At 52.2% G+C, this 20,050-nt stretch carries 15 protein-coding genes; all 15 read left to right on the top strand.

Features of this window, described 5'->3' with window-relative positions; translation table 11 throughout:
- The first annotated feature begins 94 nt into the window (after positions 1 to 94).
- The 15 genes from RDN79_RS00700 to RDN79_RS00770 all read left to right on the top strand — a co-directional run bounded on the left by RDN79_RS00700 (position 95) and on the right by RDN79_RS00770 (position 20,005).
- Complete coding sequence (locus RDN79_RS00700) at positions 95 to 1,168, top strand: polysaccharide biosynthesis protein (RefSeq protein WP_298554465.1); 1,074 nt, start codon at positions 95 to 97, stop codon at positions 1,166 to 1,168.
- 51 nt (positions 1,169 to 1,219) lie between these two features.
- Positions 1,220 to 2,368 carry a capsular polysaccharide biosynthesis protein CapF gene (locus RDN79_RS00705; RefSeq protein WP_298554462.1) on the top strand — a complete coding sequence of 383 codons (1,149 nt, stop codon included), beginning with the start codon at positions 1,220 to 1,222 and terminating at the stop codon, positions 2,366 to 2,368.
- 12 nt (positions 2,369 to 2,380) lie between these two features.
- Positions 2,381 to 3,523: a non-hydrolyzing UDP-N-acetylglucosamine 2-epimerase gene (gene wecB, locus RDN79_RS00710; RefSeq protein WP_298554459.1), complete on the top strand. Its 1,143-nt coding sequence runs from the start codon at positions 2,381 to 2,383 to the stop codon at positions 3,521 to 3,523.
- A 153-nt stretch (positions 3,524 to 3,676) separates the two neighbouring features.
- On the top strand, positions 3,677 to 5,221 hold the full coding sequence (locus RDN79_RS00715; RefSeq protein WP_298554456.1) for a YjbH domain-containing protein: 1,545 nt from the start codon (positions 3,677 to 3,679) through the stop codon (positions 5,219 to 5,221).
- 75 nt (positions 5,222 to 5,296) lie between these two features.
- Entirely contained in the window at positions 5,297 to 6,532 is a 1,236-nt protein-coding gene (locus RDN79_RS00720) for a carboxypeptidase-like regulatory domain-containing protein (RefSeq protein ID WP_298554453.1), read from the top strand.
- 50 nt (positions 6,533 to 6,582) lie between these two features.
- On the top strand, positions 6,583 to 7,350 hold the full coding sequence (locus RDN79_RS00725; RefSeq protein WP_298554628.1) for a polysaccharide biosynthesis/export family protein: 768 nt from the start codon (positions 6,583 to 6,585) through the stop codon (positions 7,348 to 7,350).
- A gap of 13 nt (positions 7,351 to 7,363) precedes the next feature.
- The gene (locus RDN79_RS00730; RefSeq protein ID WP_298554450.1) at positions 7,364 to 9,733 is read left to right on the top strand and encodes a tyrosine-protein kinase; all 2,370 of its coding nucleotides are present in this window, start codon (positions 7,364 to 7,366) and stop codon (positions 9,731 to 9,733) included.
- Positions 9,734 to 9,738: 5 nt separating this feature from the next.
- A complete protein-coding gene (locus RDN79_RS00735) occupies positions 9,739 to 10,461 on the top strand; it encodes a tyrosine-protein phosphatase (protein WP_298554447.1) in 723 nt (240 codons plus the stop codon).
- Between the two features lie 102 nt (positions 10,462 to 10,563).
- Positions 10,564 to 11,943: a cytochrome c peroxidase gene (locus tag RDN79_RS00740; RefSeq protein WP_298554444.1), complete on the top strand. Its 1,380-nt coding sequence runs from the start codon at positions 10,564 to 10,566 to the stop codon at positions 11,941 to 11,943.
- A 43-nt stretch (positions 11,944 to 11,986) separates the two neighbouring features.
- Positions 11,987 to 12,448, top strand: coding sequence for a septal ring lytic transglycosylase RlpA family protein (locus RDN79_RS00745; RefSeq protein ID WP_298554441.1), 462 nt, complete (start codon positions 11,987 to 11,989; stop codon positions 12,446 to 12,448).
- A 99-nt stretch (positions 12,449 to 12,547) separates the two neighbouring features.
- Positions 12,548 to 13,816: a TolC family protein gene (locus RDN79_RS00750; RefSeq protein WP_298554439.1), complete on the top strand. Its 1,269-nt coding sequence runs from the start codon at positions 12,548 to 12,550 to the stop codon at positions 13,814 to 13,816.
- Positions 13,817 to 13,853: 37 nt separating this feature from the next.
- Complete coding sequence (locus tag RDN79_RS00755; RefSeq protein ID WP_298554436.1) at positions 13,854 to 14,942, top strand: efflux RND transporter periplasmic adaptor subunit; 1,089 nt, start codon at positions 13,854 to 13,856, stop codon at positions 14,940 to 14,942.
- 8 nt (positions 14,943 to 14,950) lie between these two features.
- Positions 14,951 to 18,076 (top strand): efflux RND transporter permease subunit, encoded by a 3,126-nt coding sequence (locus RDN79_RS00760; RefSeq protein WP_298554433.1) that lies wholly within the window; start codon positions 14,951 to 14,953, stop codon positions 18,074 to 18,076.
- Positions 18,077 to 18,152: 76 nt separating this feature from the next.
- On the top strand, positions 18,153 to 18,830 hold the full coding sequence (locus RDN79_RS00765; protein WP_005642891.1) for a response regulator transcription factor: 678 nt from the start codon (positions 18,153 to 18,155) through the stop codon (positions 18,828 to 18,830).
- Positions 18,827 to 20,005 carry a HAMP domain-containing sensor histidine kinase gene (locus tag RDN79_RS00770; RefSeq protein WP_298554429.1) on the top strand — a complete coding sequence of 393 codons (1,179 nt, stop codon included), beginning with the start codon at positions 18,827 to 18,829 and terminating at the stop codon, positions 20,003 to 20,005. Before RDN79_RS00765 ends, RDN79_RS00770 begins: the two co-directional genes overlap by 4 nt.
- The last annotated feature ends 45 nt before the right edge of the window (positions 20,006 to 20,050 follow it).

The following is a 20,050-nucleotide window of genomic DNA, read 5'->3' on the forward strand; positions in this document are numbered from 1 at the left end:
AATTCATCTGTTAAAAACTTTAAGTAATAAATGGGACTACCTGTCTGAAACATATTTTCGGTAGATTATTAACTATATATAATACATATACATTATGTCAGTATTCAAAGACAAAACCCTCCTGATCACCGGAGGCACCGGTTCTTTCGGTAACGCTGTGCTTCGGCGTTTTTTGGATTCCGATATTAAGGAGATCCGTATCTTTAGCCGTGATGAGAAAAAACAGGATGATATGCGTCATCAGTTGCAAAATCCCAAAGTGAAGTTCTATATAGGGAATGTGCGTAATAAGACATCTGTGGATGTGGCGATGCGGGGTGTGGACTATGTTTTTAGTGCAGCAGCCTTGAAACAGGTTCCCAGTTGCGAGTTCTTTCCGATGGAAGCGACCCGTACGAATGTGGAAGGGACGGAGAATGTGCTGCTTTCCGCGATCGAGCATGGCGTGAAGAATGTGGTGGTCCTTTCTACGGATAAAGCTGCTTATCCGATCAATGCGATGGGGATCTCCAAGGCGTTGATGGAAAAGGTGGCGATCGCCAAAGGACGTGAGCTGGGCGAAGGGGCGCAGACGATGATCTGCTGCACGCGCTACGGCAATGTGATGGCGAGCCGGGGTTCTGTGATCCCTCTCTGGGTGGAACAGATGGAACAGGGTAAACCGATCACGATTACCGACCCGGAGATGACGCGTTTCATGATGACGCTGGATGATGCGGTCGACCTGGTGGTCTATGCGTTTACGCATGGGCATAACGGTGACCTGTTCGTGCAGAAAGCACCGGCAGCCACTCTGTCTGTCTTGGCACAGGCGTTGAAAGAGACATACGCGCAGATCGATCCGAAGTATCTGGATACGGAGGTGAAGGTGATCGGCACGCGTCATGGAGAGAAATTGTTTGAAACCCTTGTGACACGTGAGGAGATGGCGAAAGCGATCGATATGGGCGACTATTACCGCATCCCTTGCGATACGCGCGACCTGAACTACGACAAGTACTTTACCGAAGGAAGCGAATGCCTGTCCAAGATCGAGGACTATCATAGCCATAACACGACTCGTCTGGATGTCGAAGGAATGAAAAAACTATTACTCCGCCTACGTTTTATTCAGGAAGATCTCGGATTGATCGAACGGGCAAAACCGAGAGAAATCAGAAGCGAATAAAAATCGACTTCGTACCAAACCTCAAAACTTCAAATTTCAAATTTAAAAGAAATGAACATATTAGTAACCGGTGCAAAAGGCTTCATCGGTCGAAATCTTGTATCCCAACTTCATAATATCCAGTCGGGAAAGGCACGCAATTATCCTGTTTCTGGGACTGGATTGAAGGTCTTCGAATATGATGTGGACAGTGACCCGGCGGAATTGGATGTCTATTGTAAGGATGCCGATTTTGTCTTTAACCTGGCCGGGGTGAACCGCCCGAAAGACCAGTCGGAGTTCATGAAGGGGAATTTCGGTTTCGCTTCCCTTTTGTTGGATACGTTGAAGAAACACGGCAATACCTGTCCGGTGATGATCTCGTCGTCTACGCAGGCGGCGCTGGATAATCCGTATGGCGAGTCGAAGCGGGCGGGAGAGAACCTTCTGTTCGAGTATGCCGAAGAGACGGGGGCGAAAGTCCTGGTCTATCGTTTTCCGAATGTGTTCGGGAAATGGTGTCGCCCGAACTATAACAGTGCGGTGGCGACATTCTGCAACAATATCGCGAACGGTCTGCCTATCCAAGTGAATGATCCTAAGGTGGTGATGAACCTGGTCTATGTGGACGATGTGGTGGATGAGTTGATCGCCGCCTTGTCGGGTGAAGAACACCGCGAGGGGAACCATTGTGCCGTTCCTGTGGTCCATACGATAACGCTGGGCGGGATTGTCGATCTGCTTTATTCTTTCAAGGAGATGCCGGGTAACCTGACGGTTCCCGATTTGGGCGATCCTTTCACGAAGAAGCTCTATTCGACCTATCTGTCTTATCTTCCGAAAGAGAAGTTCTGCTATCCGGTACAGATGAAGACGGACGACCGGGGGAGCTTTACGGAGATCATCCGCACGCCGGACAGGGGCCAGTTCTCGGTGAACATCTCCAAGCCGGGCGTCACCAAGGGGCAGCATTGGCATCACACCAAGAATGAGAAGTTTGTGGTGGTGAGCGGTCATGGTCTAATCCGGCTGCGTAAGATCGGGACGGACGAGGTGGTCGACTTCGAGGTCAGCGGCGAGAAGATCGAAGTGGTGGAGATGATCCCCGGATACACCCACAACATCATCAATCTTTCGGATACGGAAGAACTGGTGACCTTCATGTGGGCCAACGAACCGTTCGATCCGAACCGTCCGGATACTTATTTTGAAGAAGTGTAAAAACAGGAAATCATGAGCAAATTAAAATTAATGACCATTATCGGTACGCGTCCGGAAATCATCCGGTTGGCTGCCGTGATAAAGCGTTGCGATCGATATTTCGATCAGATCCTGGTGCATACCGGGCAGAACTACGATTATACATTGAACCAGGTGTTTTTTGACGATCTGGGGCTTCGTGCTCCGAACTATTATCTGGATGCGGTAGGCAAGGACCTGGGAGAAACGATCGGCAATATCATAACCAAGTCGTACCAGTTGATGGTCGAGGTGAAGCCTGATGCGGTCCTGGTGCTGGGTGATACGAACTCCTGCCTTTCGGTGATCGGGGCGAAGCGCTTGCATATCCCGATCTTCCACATGGAAGCCGGTAACCGCTGTTTCGACGAATGTCTTCCGGAGGAGACAAACCGCCGTATCGTGGATGTGACGGCCGATGTCAACATGTGTTATTCCGAACATGCACGCCGGTACCTGAATGCCGCCGGTACGCCGAAAGAGCGTACCTATGTCGTCGGCTCGCCGATGGCGGAGGTGTTGCACGAAAACCTGGAACAGATCAAGGCAAGCGACGTCCTGGAGCGTTTGGGGTTGGAGAAAGGCAAGTATATTCTGCTTTCCGCCCATCGTGAAGAGAATATCGATACGGAAGCTAACTTCTTCAACCTGATGAATGCGGTAAATGCTATGGCAGAGAAGTACGACATGCCGATTCTTTATTCTTGTCATCCCCGTTCTAAGAAGTTCATCGAACAGCGCGGTTTCCGGTTCGATCCTCGTGTGATCCAGCATCAGCCTTTAGGTTTCCACGATTACAACCATCTTCAGATGAATGCTTTTGCCGTCGTATCCGATTCGGGCACGCTTCCGGAGGAAAGCAGTTTCTTCCTTTCCGTCGGCAATCCTATTCCTGCCGTATGTATCCGCACCAGTACGGAACGTCCGGAGGCATTGGACAAAGGCAACTTCATCCTGGCTGGTATCACGACCGAACAGGTGTTGCAGGCGGTGGATGTAGCGGTCGAGATGAATCGGGACGGCGCTTTGGGAATCCCCGTACCCAACTACGTGGACGAGAATGTCTCCGTGAAGGTTGTCAAGTTGATCCAGAGCTATACGGGAGTTGTGAACAAGATGGTTTGGAGAAAATATTAATATTAAGGACAAGATGCAACGAATCGACACGAATCTATTGAACGAAGTCACAGTACAAGCGATCCTTTCTACCGGCATCAGGCTGTAGCCTGGACGGTTCAGCCTTGACCTTTCGGTTACTTTTGGATCAAGCCAAAAGTAGTAAAACAGAATATGAAAAACAAAAAAATAAAGAAAACCTTATTGACAATCAGCATCTCATTGTCGATTATCAATTCTCAATTGTCAATTGCCCAACGCTCGTTGGGCGTAACCGGTCTGCTGAACATCCCTTCGGCCGATATGCAGGAGGACGGTACGTTCATGGCGGGAGGCAACTACCTGCCTGAGGAGATGCTGCCCCGGGAGTGGGGATATAATTCGGGGAACTATTTCGTGAACCTGACGTTCCTGCCTTTTATGGAGGTGGCATACCGGTGCACGTTGCTGAAGGTCGAAAGTACCGGCAAATGGAATCAGGACCGTTCGGTCTCCCTGCGCCTGCGTCCGTTGAAGGAGGGAAAATGGTGGCCGTCGGTCGTGGTCGGTTCGAATGACTTGCTGACGACCGGAGAATTGAATCCATTTCACGAATCGGGCGGGAACCGTTATTTCTCTTCCGTCTATGCGGTCGGGACGAAGCATTTCGGTTTCTACGGCCATGATATCGGTGTGACGGCAGGAGGGCATGTCCCGTTCCGCAGCAGAAGCGAAAACAAGGGGGTATTCGGCGGGGTGAGCTACCGTCCGGCGTTCCTGAAGCCGCTTGAGGTGATGGCGGAATATGACTCGAAGGTGGTGAACGTGGGGCTGTCGGCCCGGCTGTTCGACCATTTTTCCTTGTATGCCTATTGCTACGATTTCAAGACGGTGGCGGGCGGGATCCGGTATGAGCTGACGCCCCGGCTTCGCGCGTTCCGGTCCGATGAGGTCCGTATACCTTGGGACGGACGGGTGGAGCTGGTGCTTTATCCGCAGATCACGTTGAACAATTCGTGGCTGGACAAGATATACGGAGCGGTGATCAACATCGCTCCGGCGTTGGAGGCGCGGCTCTGGAAAGGGGCGGCTTTCACGGGGCAGGTGATCCTGCCGGTCTGGAACAATATGGTCGGGCAGATGGACTATATCCGGGCGGGGGTGCTTGCCCTGAGCCAGGAGTTCGGATTGCCGGGAGGGGCTTTCGGACGGGTGTCGGTCGGCAACTTCACGAACAACCGGATGGGGGCGGACCTGAAGCTGCGCTATGTCACGCCGGACGATCGTTGGATGTTCGGCCTGGAAGGCGGTGTGACCGGATCGTCCACCTTTTACGAGGGCAAATGGCAGGTGTCGAATTGGAAGCGGGTAAGCGGGGCGGCGGAGGTCCGTTTCCGCGAAAGGCGTTTTAATCTGGATTTCAATTTGGGCGTGCACCGCTATATCTATGGCGACTACGGGGTGCGGGTGGACTGCATCCGCCATTTCGGACGGACAACAGCCGGCCTGTACGCCATGTACACGGGAGGTGAGGCGAACGGCGGTTTTCATTTTGCTGTCCCGTTGCCGCAGTGGGGAAAGTCACGCAAGGTACGGGTGCGTCTGCCGGAATATTACCAGATGGAATATTCGGGACAGAGCGGCCTCGAATACTTCCGCCGGAAACTCGGACAAGACTACGAGACCTGTCCGGATGAAAGCAATGTCCTTCCTTATGACAGAAGAAATTATGATCTATGATCTGTTGCTGTCGGCTGAAGTCGACGGACATGGGAAATATCTTTTAATAACATAATAATTTTATTTTAAATGAGTATGAAAAAGAAAAATTTGTGGAGCGCAGTGCTGGCCATGAGCTTGGCTGTGACATTGAGTGTGGGGTCGGCAGGATGTAGTAAGGATAACGAACCGACTCCTGAAATCGTAGAGAATCCGTTGGATAAGGAGGTCTACTATATTGTAGGTAAGGTGACGGAAGACAACAAGGCGCTGGAAGGTGTCGAAGTCGGTGTTTCCGGAAAATCGGCCAAGACTGCTGCCGACGGAACATACCAGTTGGCGGTAGATAAGGTTGGGACTTATGTCGTGGCATTTGCTAAAGACGGATATGTCGGTGTTTCGGCGGATGCGGTGGTTCCTTCGGGCACACCGAAACAGGGGAGTATCTCTTTGTCCCAGGCAATGACCTCTTTGGCTACTCCGGTGACCGTATCGGCCGACCAGGACACGGTTGTGTACGACGGACGTACGCATGTGGCCGAACTGGCTGTTCCGGCAGGAGCCGTGAAGGAAGATACCGAGATTACGATGACCGAATATCTGAAAGGGGCGAAAGCCGAAGCGGATCATGCCAGTCTTTCGACAATCAACTGTACGCCTGACGGACTGAAATTTGAAAAGAGCGTGGAAGTGGCGGTGAAGAACGCGACCAGCAACGCGATCAGCTTTGCCGATGTAAAACATTTTGTGGAAGATGGCAATGCTTGGAAAGAAATGGGCACGGCCGATTTCGATGCGGACCGCAATGTTTATGCCTGTTCTTTGGATGGTTTCTCGAACCACTCTTTCGGTCCGGTTTATTCGGTATCCGATGCCGGTAGCTCGACAGAAAACCTGTCTACCGTCACAATCGACAACTTAGGCAAGATGGATGCCGCCGAACAGGAAGTTGCAGGTAAGCAGAAAATCGGCTGGGAAATCCGGGGCGACCTGAAACAGTTGTTGAGCGGCACGTTCTCCGCTTTGAGCGCCTCCGATCTCGAAAGCCTGGCAAGACAGCTGAACGCGGCCATCACGTCTACCAAAGGTTCGGCTGCCGGTGTGGAAGAGATTCCTTTCTCACTCGGTACGGCCAAAGTGGACGGAGACCAGAAGGTGACGATCGACATGAAGGCTAAGAAAAACCTTTCTTCCTTTTCTGTCAATTTCAATTACCAGGGTCGTGTCGTTCCGTTCAGCGTGGAAATCGCAACATACGCAGGTGTAAGCACGACGATCACTAAAGAAGGCGGTGCAAGCCATCCTGCACACGGTGGCGGCGTTGTCCAATAAGTCGCATTTGTTTATTTAATAAATAAAGAAGAGTGAAAATTTGGAATTATATGTTGATGTGCGTGGTGGTACTTTGTACCTCCTGCGCATCTTCCAAGAAAGTGGTTTACCTCCAGGATGTCGTCCCGCTGAAGCAGCAGGTGATCGAACAGAAATATGAAGTGTATATCCATAACGACGATCTGCTGGCGATTATGGTAAACAGCAAGAACCCGGAACTGGCATTGCCGTTCAATATGCCGTTGGTGACTTACCAGTTGGGAAGTGAAAGCAGCGGACAGCAGCGTGTGCTGGGCTATCTGGTGGATACCAACGGAGACATCGATTTTCCGATCCTCGGCAAGTTGCATGTGGCGGGACTGACCCGTTTGCAGCTGACGGACCTGATCAAGCAACGCCTGATAGAGGAAGACCTGATCAAGGATCCGATCGTGACGGTTCAATTCCTGAACTATAAGGTGGCGGTGATGGGTGAAGTGAACCGTCCGGGTTCGTTCAATATCTCCGGCGACCGTATTACCCTGCTGGAAGCCTTGAGTATGGCGGGTGACCTGACGATCTACGGGCGACGGGACCGGGTAGCCGTGATCCGCGAGAAAGACGGGAAACGGACGATCCTGATGCACGATCTCCGTTCATCCGATATCTTCAATTCTCCTTGCTATTATCTGCAACAGAACGATATCGTGTATGTCGAACCGAACAAGGCGAAAGCGGGACAGAGCGAGATCAACCAGAACAAGTCGGTGGGAGTGTGGTTGTCCGCCGCTTCGATCCTGGTTTCCATCGCGTCTCTGATTGTGACATTAACAAAGTAAAAAAAGAGAACCTATGAACACAGAACAAGAAACGAACACCCGCGTGGATGAGAACGAATTGAACCTGGGGGACATCCTGCAAACGGTGTTGGCTAACTGGTATTGGTTTGTTCTGTCTGTCGTGGTATGTGCCGGAGTGGCGTTCCTCTATCTGAAGTGGGCGCCCAAGGTATATACCCGGACGGCTTCGGTACTGATCAAGGACGATGCGAAGGGCGGGGCGATGAGCGAGTCGGCCGCTTTCGAGGATTTAGGACTTTTCGGTACGAAGCGGAATGTGGATAATGAAGTGCTGGTATTCAAGTCCAGGCGATTGATGACCGAAGTGGCACGCAACTTGCATCTGGATGTGAGCTACACGGTAAAGGACGGGCTGCGAACGGTGGAGCTATACACCCAGTCGCCCGTACAGCTCTCTTTTCCGGATGCTGAAGAGGCGCAGGCCTTTTCGTTACAGGCGGCCCCTGTTTCCGGAAAGGAGGTGATGTTGTCCGGCTTCACCTTCGGAGATGAGGAGGTTTCGGACGGCAAGCCGATGAAGGTGGCGCTGAACGATACGGTCACGACGCCTGTCGGCAGAGTGGTGGTGGTTCCGTCGCTTTACTATGGCGACAAGTATTTCAATACGACTGTGCAGGTGACGAAATCGCCGTTGCAGAATGTGGCGCTCCGTTTCCAGGACGTCTTGCAGGCCACTTTGGCGAGCAAGACGGCTACGATCATCAACCTGACGTTCCAGGATGTCTCCATCCCGCGTGCGGAGGATGTGATCAACACGTTGATCTCTGTTTACAATACGGACGCAATCAACGACAAGAACCAGATCGTGATGAATACCTCCAATTTCATCAACGACCGTCTGATCGTGATCGAGAAAGAACTGGGGGATGTGGATTCGGATATCGAATCGTACAAGCGGGAACATCAGCTGACGGATATCTCGTCCGAGACGGGCATGTACCTGCAGACGTCCAGCCAGTACCGTCAGGAGGGGTTGAGCCTGGAGAACCAGTTGAGCCTGGCGAAATATATCAAGAACTACCTGACGGACCCGGGCAAGAACTCGGACCTGATCCCTGCGAATACGGGTATATCGGATGTGAACATCGAGTCGCAGATCGGGGAGTTCAACGAGATGTTGCTGAAACGCGACAAACTGATCAGCAACAGCAGCGGCAAGAACCCGGTGGTGCAGGACCTGAACAATTCGTTGATCGCGATGAAACAGACCATCATCCGTTCGGTGGACAACCTGATCGTCGGTCTGAACATCAAGATCAAGAATATCCGGGCGCAGGAGGAACAGACGAGTCGCCGCATATCGGCCGTGCCGACCCAGCAGAAGGAGGTCCTTTCGGTGGAACGCCGCCAGAAGATCAAGGAAGAGCTGTATCTCTACCTGCTGAACAAGCGCGAGGAGAACGAGCTGACGCAGCGGATGACGGAAAGCAACGCCCGTATCATCGACCCGGCAGCGGGAAGCAATGCTCCGGTCGCTCCTAAGTCGATGATGATCCTGCTGGCTTCCCTCGTGTTGGGAGGTGCGATACCGGCAGGTGTTCTGTGGTTGTTGATGGTTAGCGACACGAAAGTACGTTCGCGGAAGGATGTGGAGGGGGTACTCTCCGTGCCGTTCCTGGGTGAGATCCCGATGCGCGACAAAAAGGACAAGGGCGAAGTGGTGGTGCATGAAAACGGCCGCGATTCGGTTTCGGAGGCGTTCCGTATCGTGCGTACCAACATGGATTTCATGCGGGTGAAGGAGAAGAACATGCAGGTGGTGATGTTCACCTCGTTCAATCCGGGAGCCGGCAAGACATTCGTCTCCATCAACCTGGCGATGAGTTTGGCCCTCACGCACAAGAAGGTCGTTTTGGTCGATCTCGATATTCGTAAGGGTACCCTTAGCTCCCATGTCCAGGTATCGGACATGGGAGTGACCAATTACCTTTCCGGCCGCATCGATAACGTCGACGAAATCATCCGGAAAGGGGAACTGTACGACAAGCTGGATATCATCCATGCCGGTCCCGTTCCGCCCAACCCGGCCGAACTCTTGTTGAGCGACCGGTTGGAGGCTTTGATCGCCGAGCTACGCAAACGGTATGATTATATTATCCTGGACAACGTTCCGGCCGGAGTGGTTGCAGATGCGGTGATCGTCAACCGGGTGGCCGACCTGACGATCTATGTCGTCCGTGCGGGCAAAATGGATCGTCGTGCCCTTCCCGAAGTGGAGAAACTCTATCGGGAAGGCAAGTTGCGTAACATGAGTCTGATCCTGAACGGAACGGTCTACAAGCATGGTGCGTATGGCTACCATTATGGGTATGGATACGGTTATGGCTACGGATATGGTTATGAACAACGTAAAAACAAATAGAGAAGATGTTTTCCCTACTTTTTCCGAAGAAGAACGCGGTTCGCACCGATTTATTTAGGGGGACGGCAGATGTGCATTCACATCTGCTGCCCGGTGTGGACGACGGCGTGCAGAGCGTCGACGATATGCGTGCGGCTCTGAAATCGATGCGGGAGGCAGGTGTGGAACGTGTATTCCTGACCCCTCATGTGATGGCGGACCTGCCCGACAACCGGCGCGGTTATCTGCTGGGCCGTTTTGCCTGCGTGAAAATGTTTGCCCCGGAAGGGATCGAGTTGAGGCTGGCGGCGGAGTATATGCTGGATGCAGGTTTCCGTTTGCAGATGGCGGACGGATTGTTGACGTATGCGGACAGGCAGGTCCTGGTCGAGACTTCTTATCTCTCGCCTCCTCCCGACTACCTGAATTTGCTTTACGAGTTGAGGCTGGAGGGCTACACGCCTGTCTTGGCCCATCCGGAGCGGTATATGTATATGACGAAGGTGGATTATTTCCGGCTGAAGGACAAAGGCTACAAGTTCCAGCTGAACTTGTTCTCCCTTGCCGGCGTGTACGGCGCCCGTCCTGCCAAATATGCCGCATACCTGATGAAGGAAGGCTTCTACGACTACGCCGGCTCCGACCTGCATCATCCTGACGACTACGAAAGAAACCTCACCCGCCTGAAACTTTCGGGCAAAATGATCGACAGGCTCAAAAGGGTGCTGGAAAATAATAAGAGGCTATAGTTTTTATTTATTACTCCATAGATAAAACTGATAGACTTTCTACATACCTCCTGATAATTATGCCTACCTTTGCATTTAACAAATCTAAATAAACCAATAATTATGCTTAACACTATTCTTTGTAAAAGGACGGCATTACCTTTTGGGCTGCTTTCATTGGCTCTGGTTCTGCCATCGTGTGGTTCTTCCGAATACAAGAAGTATGCGGATAACCAGGCAAAACAGGTTGCTTCCATCCTTCGTGAGAACGGATGTATGCAATGTCACTCGGCTACGGCGGCGACTCCTTTCTACGGTAATCTTCCTCTGATCGGCCCGACTGTCAAGGCGGATATGCAGGAAGGTACGCGTTATCTGGACCTGACGGCGATGCTGGAGGCGCTCGACAATGGCAAACTCGTTTCCGAAGCCGACCTGGCCAAGTTGGAAGATGCTGCTCTATCCGGTTCCATGCCTCCCGCCAAGTATTCGCATATGCCGATGCACTGGGGTACGAACCTCGATAGCGACGAAAAGGCTATTTTGCTTTCTTGGGCGAAGGATGTCCGTAAGAAGAACTATTCGACACCTACCGTTGCCGAAGAATTTGCCAACGAACCTGTACAACCGTTGATGGCTTCCATCCCGACCGATCCGGCCAAGGTGGCATTGGGTTTCGATCTCTATCATGACACCCGTCTTTCCGGCGATAACACGATTTCGTGTGCTACCTGCCACGGATTGGCTACTGCCGGTGTGGACCGTAAACAATATTCCGAGGGTATAGACGGACAGTTCGGCGGTGTGAACGCCCCGACCGTGTATAACTCGGCTTTGAATATCCTCCAGTTCTGGGACGGACGTGCTGCCGACCTGAAAGAGCAGGCTGCCGGGCCTCCTTTGAACCCGGTCGAAATGGGCAGTCACTCCTTCGATGATATCTCGGTCAAACTGGCGGAAGACAAGGAATTGAGCAAACGATTCCTCGAAGTTTATCCGGAAGGTTTCAATCAGTCTACGATTACCGACGCGATCGCCGAGTTTGAAAAAACGTTGCTCACGCCGAGCCGCTTCGACAAGTATCTGATGGGCGATAAGACCGCTTTGACTGCTGAGGAGATCGCCGGCTACGAATTGTTTAAGGAGAATAAATGCGCAACCTGCCATACGGGTGTGAACTTGGGCGGTCAGTCCTTCGAGTACATGGGTATCAAGGATAATTATTTCGATTACCGTGGCACGGGGCTGACGGATGGTGACAACGGACGTTATTCCGTTACGAAGAATGAACAGGATCGCCATCGTTTCAAGACACCGACCCTGCGTAACGTGATGCTGACCCCGCCGTATATGCACGACGGTTCGATCGCGACGGTCGAAGATGCCATCCGTATCATGCACCAGTTCCAGATCGGTAAGAACATCTCGGACGCTGATACCAAGAGCCTTGTGGCATTCCTGAACACGCTCACCGGAGAATATAAGGGCGAGCTGCTACAATAAAATCAAGAGCTTTACGTTATTGTAAAGTAAAACGATAACGTGTATGCCCTTCCGCCTGGTACATATCATCCTCCTGCTGGTCGCTTTTGCGGGCACGGGGGAAGTGTGGAGCCAGGAGGAAGGGCTTGCTTCTTATTACCACAACCGTTTCCACGGTCGTAAGGCTGCCAGTGGGCGAGTCCATGATACGGACGAACTGGTAGCGGCCCACAGGACGTATTCTTTCGGCACTTTCCTGCGTGTCACCAACCTGTCCAATATGAAGCGGGTGATCGTCTGTGTCACCGATCGCGGGCCTTTCCGCAAAGGCCGTATCATCGATGTCTCTGCCGGTGCGGCCGAACTCTTAGGATTTAAGAAAAAAGGTCTTGCCCGTGTCCGTGTCGAAGTCGTTCCGGGTAAAATAGATCTTAGTCTCCTCGACCTTCTCTATCCTAAGATTCCTTTTTTGGAAGTGGATCATCTTCGGGTGAGGCCGCCTTACAGGATCGATCTGAAAAAATGATCTAATGATTTTCTAATTTGACCTAAGAGTATTCTAATCGGATATTCGGGGTGATTCATGTTGCAGGTCTGTACATTTGCCGCAAAAAAGAAGAAGCAAATGTGCAGACCTGTTTTATTGATCCTGATGATGATCCATGTGTGGTCGGGAGCGGCACAAGAGGGGGCTGTCCGGCTGTCGTTGGATGATGCCCTTGAACGTTTCGCCGCTTGTAACCTGTCTTTGATCGCCGAGCGTTATAATATGGATATGGCGGAAGCACAAGTGGTACAAGCAAAGCTGTTCGAGAATCCGGTCATTTCACTCGAACAGAATATCTATAACCGCAATAACGGAAAGTATTTCGATTTGGGAAAGGAGGGCGAGGCTGTGGTGGAGATCGAACAGATGATCTATGTTGCCGGCCAGCGTAACAAGCGGGTCCGCCTGGAAAAGATCAATAAGGAGATGGCGGCATATCAGTTTGAAGAGGTGCTCCGCACGCTTCGGGGAGAGCTGAAGGTGAAGTTCGTCGATCTTTATTATACCCGGAAGTCCTTGTCGGTCTATGACCGGGAGATCGGGTATCTGGAAACGGTCTTAGATGTTTATAAGGAACAGAATGCGAAAGGAAATATCTCTCTCTTGGAGAAGTCGCGCATACAGGCTTTGCTGCTTTCGCTGAAACGGGAGAGGAGTGGCATTTCGACTGAGGCGGTCGCCTTGGAGGGGGATCTGCGTTTGCTTTTGGGGTTGAAGAGAGGAGAGGTCCTGGAACCGCTTTTCAATGAATCGGTGTTGGACAGCATCAGGCTGGATAAGCTTCCGTTCGCTGAGTTGAGTGCACGTATTGCCGAGCGTCCCGACCTGAAACGGGCGGAGGCGGGCATACGGGCTTCGGAGGCGGATGTGCGTTTGCAGCGGTCGCTCGCTTTCCCTGAAGTGAGTTTGAGAGGGGCTTATGACAGGGCGGGGAACTTCTGCAATAATTACTTTGCCATCGGGTTGAGTGTATCTGTCCCCGTCTTCAACCGTAATCAGGGAAATATCAAATCGGCACGCCTCTCCGTCCTCCGCAACAATAGTTTGGCGGAGCTGGCACGCAGGCAGGCGGATAACGAACTTTTTGCTTGTTACACGAAACTGGAAAAGGCATTGGAGCTTTACCGTTCCTCGGATTATGAGCTGGAACGGGATTTCAATCGCATCATCGAAGGGGTAAACGCCGGTTTCCAAAAGCGCAACATCAGCCTGTTGGAGTTTATCGATTATTATGAGGCTTATAAGGAGACTTGCTTGCAGTTATACGATGTGAAAAAGGGGGTGGTGATGGCGGTGGAGGAGTTGAACACAGTCGTGGGCGTTACTTTTGGATCAAGCCAAAAGTAATAGGACAGATAAGAATTTAAAATATATCTCTATAAATATGAATAAGAAAACTCTTTTTCTACTCTTTCTTTTCCCTCTGTTCTTTTCATGTGGCAAGCAAGCCTCTATGCCGGAACAAACGTCTACGGGCCTGATGTTGACAGACAGTCTCCGGCAGGTGGTTTCGGTCGATACCGTACGGAGGACGCCTTTGAATGACGAGTTGTTGTTGAACGGTCGTGTCGCCTTCGATGCGGGGCAAGTAGCCCAGGTGTATCCTATCTTCGGAGGGACCGTTACGCAGGTGGAGGTTGAAGCCGGCGATTATGTGAAGAAAGGTGATCTCCTTGCCGTTATCCGAAGCAGCGAAGTGGCCGATTTCGAGAAACAGCAGAAGGATGCCGTCCGTCGGCTCGCCTTGGCCGACCGTAACCTCGAAGCGGTACGGGATATGCTCGGAAGCGGTACGGCCTCCGAACGTGATCTCTTGCAGGCCGAGCAGGAAGCCGCCGATGCGAAGGCGGAGGTGAAAAGGCTCCGCGAGGTGTATGACATCTACCGGATCGGTTCCAATTCGACTTACGACATAATTTCTCCTGTCTCCGGCTTTGTGGTCGGGAAGAACATCAGCCGGGATATGCTGATCCGCTCCGACCGGGAAGAGGAGTTGTTTACCATCTCCGGTCTGGACAATGTCTGGGTGATGGCGGATGTGTACGAAGGCGATATCCGCAAAGTACAGGAAGGAGCACCTGTCCGTATCACGACGCTTGCCTACGGGAAGGACAGGGAGTTTGCCGGGACGATCGACAAGGTCTATAACTTGCTCGATAGTGAGAGCAAGACGATGAAGGTCCGTATCAAATTGAACAATAAGGATTATATGCTTAAACCGGGAATGTTTACGAACGTGTATGTACAATGCCGGGTGGAAGGGCCGCTTATGCCTCGCATACCGGCTCACGCCCTGATATTCGAGGGAGGCAAGCAGTATGTCGTGTGTGTCGGTACGGATAACCGCCTACGGGTGCGGGAAGTCGGTGTCTATAAGCAGACGGACGAATACTGCTACCCGAATGCCGGACTGAAAGAGGGAGACGTGGTCGTGAACAAGAATGCTCTGCTGGTCTATAATGCTTTAAAATAAGAAACAAGATGCATACCTTTATAGACAGAATCATTACTTTCTCGCTCAGGAACAAGTTTTTCATCTTTTTCCTGACCGTGATAGCCGTTATCGCCGGGGCGGTCAGTTTCCTGCATACGCCCGTCGACGCTTTTCCTGATGTGACGAACACGAAGGTGACGATCATTACCCAATGGCCGGGACGGAGCGCGGAGGAGATCGAGAAGTACATCACGATCCCGGTCGAGATAGCCATGAACCCGGTACAGAAGAAGACGGATATCCGGAGTACGACACTGTTCGGGCTGTCGGTCATCCATGTGATGTTTGATGACGATGTGGACGATTTCTATGCCCGCCAGCAAGTCTATAACCTCTTGAACGATGCAGACCTGCCGGAAGGGGTGACACCGGAGGTACAGCCGTTGTACGGGCCTACGGGGGAGATTTTCCGGTATACGTTGCGCAGTGACAAGCGGACGGCACGGGAGTTGAAGACTTTTCAGGATTGGGTGATCGAACGGAAACTGAGGGCGGTCCCCGGAGTGGCGGATATCGTCAGCTTCGGAGGGGAGGTGAAGACCTTCGAGGTGAGTGTGAATCCGAACCAGCTGATCAACTACGGGGTGACGACACTCGAGCTCTATGACGCCATTGCCAAGAGCAATATCAACGTAGGGGGCGACGTGATCACCCGGAGTTCGCAGGCGTATGTCGTCCGGGGGATCGGTTTGATCAACGACGTGAAGGAGATCGAGAATATCGTGGTGAAGAACATCAACGGTACGCCTATCCTGGTGAAGAACCTGGCAGACGTGCACGAGTCCTCTTTGCCCCGTCTCGGACAGGTCGGAAGGATGGAAGAGGACGACGTGGTACAGGGAATCGTCGTGATGCGGAAAGGGGAGAACCCCAGTGAAGTGATCGCCGCCCTGAAAGACAAGATCGCCGATATCCAGCAAAACTCGTTGCCGGAGGATGTGCGGATCGTCCCCTTCTATGACCGGGAGAATCTGGTGGACTTGGCGGTGCATACGGTGACTCGCAACCTGATAGAGGGAATCTTGCTGGTGACTTTCATTGTGTTGATTTTTATGGCGGACTGGCGTACGACGGTCGTGGTGTCGATCATCATACCGTTGGCGCTGCTCTTTGCCTTTATCTGCCTCCGGGCGATGGGGATGAGTGCGAATCTGCTCTCGATGGGGGCGATAGACTTCGGCATCATTATCGACGGGGCGGTCGTGATGGTGGAGGGGTTGTTTGTCGCACTCGACAGGAAAGCTCGTGAGGTGGGGATGCCTGCCTTTAACGTGATGAGCAAGATGGGGATTATCCGGCATACGGCGAAAGACCGGGCGAAAGCTGTGTTCTTTTCCAAGTTGATCATCATCACGGCATTGGTTCCGATCTTCTCTTTCCAGAAGGTCGAAGGGAAGATGTTCAGTCCGTTGGCCTATACGTTGGGCTTCGCCCTGTTGGGGGCCTTGATCTTTACCCTGACACTTGTGCCGGTCCTCTCGTCGATGCTGTTGAAGAAGAATGTGAGGGAGAAACATAACCCGTTTCTGGTTTGGGTGAACCGGATGGCGACGGGGCTGTTTGACCGTTGCCATGCCCATAAACGGATGACGGTGACGGTGACGACAGCGGTGGCGGCTGTCGGGTTATGGTGCTTCACCTTGTTGGGGACGGAGTTCCTGCCGCAGTTGAACGAAGGTTCCATCTATATCAGGGCGACGCTTCCGCAGAGCATCTCGTTGGATGAATCGGTGGAACTGGCAAACCGGATGAGGCGCACGTTGGCTTCTTATCCCGAAGTCCGCCAGGTCTTGTCACAGACGGGACGGCCGAATGACGGGACGGATGCTACAGGTTTCTACAACATCGAGTTTCATGTGGACATCTATCCGGAGAAGCAATGGGAGAGCAAGCTGACGAAAGCGGAACTGATCGAAAAGATGCAGGACCGTCTGGCTATTTATCCGGGAGTGGATTTCAACTTCTCGCAACCGATCAGCGACAACGTGGAGGAGGCGGCCAGCGGTGTGAAAGGTTCTATCGCAGTGAAGGTGTTCGGCAAAGATCTGTACGAGTCGGAGAAGAAAGCGGTCGAGGTGTATAAGGTCTTGCAGACGGTGGACGGGATCGAAGATCTGGGCGTGATCCGCAATATCGGACAGCCGGAACTGAGGATCGAACTGAACGAATCCCGCCTGGCGCGTTACGGTGTGGCAAAAGAGGATGTCCAGTCGATTATCGAAATGGCGATCGGGGGGAAGAGCGCTTCCCTGCTTTACGAAGACGAACGGAAGTTCAATATCATGGTACGCTATGAATCCTCTTTTCGCCGCAGTGAGGACGAGATCGGCAAGATACTGGTTCCTGCACGCGACGGGGCGATGATCCCGGTCAAGGAACTGGCGGATATCCGCACGATTACGGGACCGTTGATTATCTACCGCGATAATCATGCCCGCTTCTGTGCCGTCAAGTTTTCCGTCCGCGGACGGGATATGGGGACGGCTGTTGCCGAAGCGCAGCAGAAGGTGAAGGAGCAGGTGCGCTTGCCGGAGGGTTATACGTTGAAATGGACAGGCGATTTCGAGAACCAGCAACGGGCCACGAAACGGTTGGCACAGGTCGTGCCGGTCAGTATCGCGATTATCTTTATCATCCTTTTCGTCCTCTTCGGGAATGCCCGTGATGCAGGACTGGTCTTGTTGAATGTGCCGTATGCCGCGGTCGGGGGGATTCTGGCTTTGCTGCTTACCCGTTTCAACTTCTCGATATCGGCGGGGATCGGGTTTATCGCTCTCTTCGGTATCTGCATACAGAACGGGGTGATCATGATATCGGATATCAAAAGTAACCTGAAGGCGCGTAGCCCGTTGGATCAGGCCATCAAGCAGAGTGTCCGTTCGCGTGTCCGCTCCGTCTTGATGACAGCTTCAATGGCTGCTATCGGTCTGATGCCTGCGGCGCTCAGTCACGGCATCGGTTCGGAAAGCCAGCGGCCGTTGGCGATCGTCATCATCGGCGGTCTGATAGGAGCGACCTTCTTCACTCTCTTCGTCTTCCCCCTGATGGTCGAAACCTTTTACCGGCGGATGCTGTACGATAAAGACGGAAAATTGTTGCAACGTAAATTATAAAGAGATTGGGAGGTAAAGAATCACCCAACAATCATCATTTATCCTATATTTGTAGTCCGATACACAAAAATATGTAATGGCAAAGATATTATTAGTAGAAGATGAAATAAACATCGCCTCTTTCATCGAGCGGGGCTTGCAGGAGTTTGGCCATGAAGTCCGCGTGGCCAATGACGGGCAAGCCGGCTGGGAGTTGGTTCAGCAGGAGGATTTCCAATTGTTGATACTCGACATCATCATGCCGAAGATGAACGGCCTACAACTCTGTAAACAGTATCGCCAGACGTATGGCTACCAGTCACCCGTTATCATGCTGACCGCCTTAGGGACGACGGACGATATCGTGAACGGACTGGATGCCGGTGCCGACGACTATCTGGTGAAACCTTTCAGTTTCCAGGAACTGGAAGCCCGTATCAAAGCCCTTTTACGGCGTACGGGGGCGGAACCTGCCGTACCGCTTCTGAGTTGTGGAGACCTGACACTCGATCCGTCCAGCCACCGGGCGATCCGTGGCAAGGTAGTGATCGACCTGACCGTAAAGGAATACCGCCTGCTCGAATATCTGATCCAGAACCAGGGGACGGCACAGAGCCGGCTGACCTTGCTGAAAAATGTCTGGGACAAGAACTTCGATACGAATACGAATGTGGTGGATGTCTATGTCAATTACCTGCGTAGCAAGATCGACAAGGATTTCGACCACAAACTGATCCGCACCGTAGTGGGAGTGGGCTATATGATGGAAGCATGAAGACCGGGAATAAGATTGCGCTTTTTTATACGGCTATCACGATCGGCATTATTTCGGTGGTGACAGTCGTTTTCTATTTTGTGGCGACCGACTATATCAGCCGTCTCTACTATTCCTATCTGACGGAGAAGGCATACGCGACGGCACAGAAGCATTGGGAGAAGGATGAGTTGGACGAGGAAGATTATGCCCGTATCCAGCAGCATTATGAGGAAACGTTGCCTGTTGCGGCGGAAATCTTGCTGAACGCCGACAGCATAACGGAGGCGCATAGCGTCTTGTCCCGTTACCTGACCGATGAGAAGATCGCTTCCCTGTATGCAGGCAATGTGGTTCGTTTCCATGAAGGGAAAGAATTAGGAGCGGCTGTCTACTATCCGGATAATGAGGGCAATTTTATCGTACTGGTTGTGTCGAGCAACCAGTACGGCGGGGATATCCAGCACCGTATCGGCTGGCTGTTGCTGGGGATGCTGGTGATCAGTGCCGTACTGGTCTATTTCGTCGGACGTTTGTATGCGACCCGCATGGTCGACCGTATCGATGCGGCTTACCAGAGTGAGAAGTCTTTTATCAGCAATGCGTCCCATGAACTGAATAATCCGCTCACAGCTATCCAGGGGGAATGCGAGATCAGCTTGTTGAAGGAACGTACGCCGGCCGAATACCAGGCTGCATTGGGGCGTATCGCCTCCGAAACGAAACGCATCATCCAATTGATGAAGAACCTTCTCTTTCTCTCTCATGGGGATAAGGAAATTTTGAAGAATGCACGTGAGACGGTTTTGTTGGCCGATTTCCTGATGCAGTTCGTGGGCAACCGCGTTCGCTTTACAACCGACCATTTCGCTTTTGCTATCGAGGCGAATCCGCATCTGTTGAAGATTGCTGTCGGTAACATCTTGAATAATGCCTGTAAATATTCGGGAGAGGCGCCTGTCGAGATGCAGCTGAAAGGTTCTGTCTTGACCATTACGGACACGGGGATCGGTATTCCGGAGGAGGAGATCGCTCGTGTGTACCAGCCTTTCTATCGTGCCTCCAATACGCGGGAGTTCGCCGGGCATGGTATCGGACTCAGTCTTTCCATGCGTATCCTGAGAACCTATGGAGCCGAAATCACGATTACGTCCGAGGTCGGGAAGGGAACGACGGTGGAAATCGAATTCCCGTAAGTTTTAGGTTGTTGAACGATGGCTTTTATTATATCTTTTTGTGCA

The organism is uncultured Parabacteroides sp., from assembly GCF_902493135.1.
In the GTDB taxonomy this organism is placed as follows: domain Bacteria; phylum Bacteroidota; class Bacteroidia; order Bacteroidales; family Tannerellaceae; genus Parabacteroides.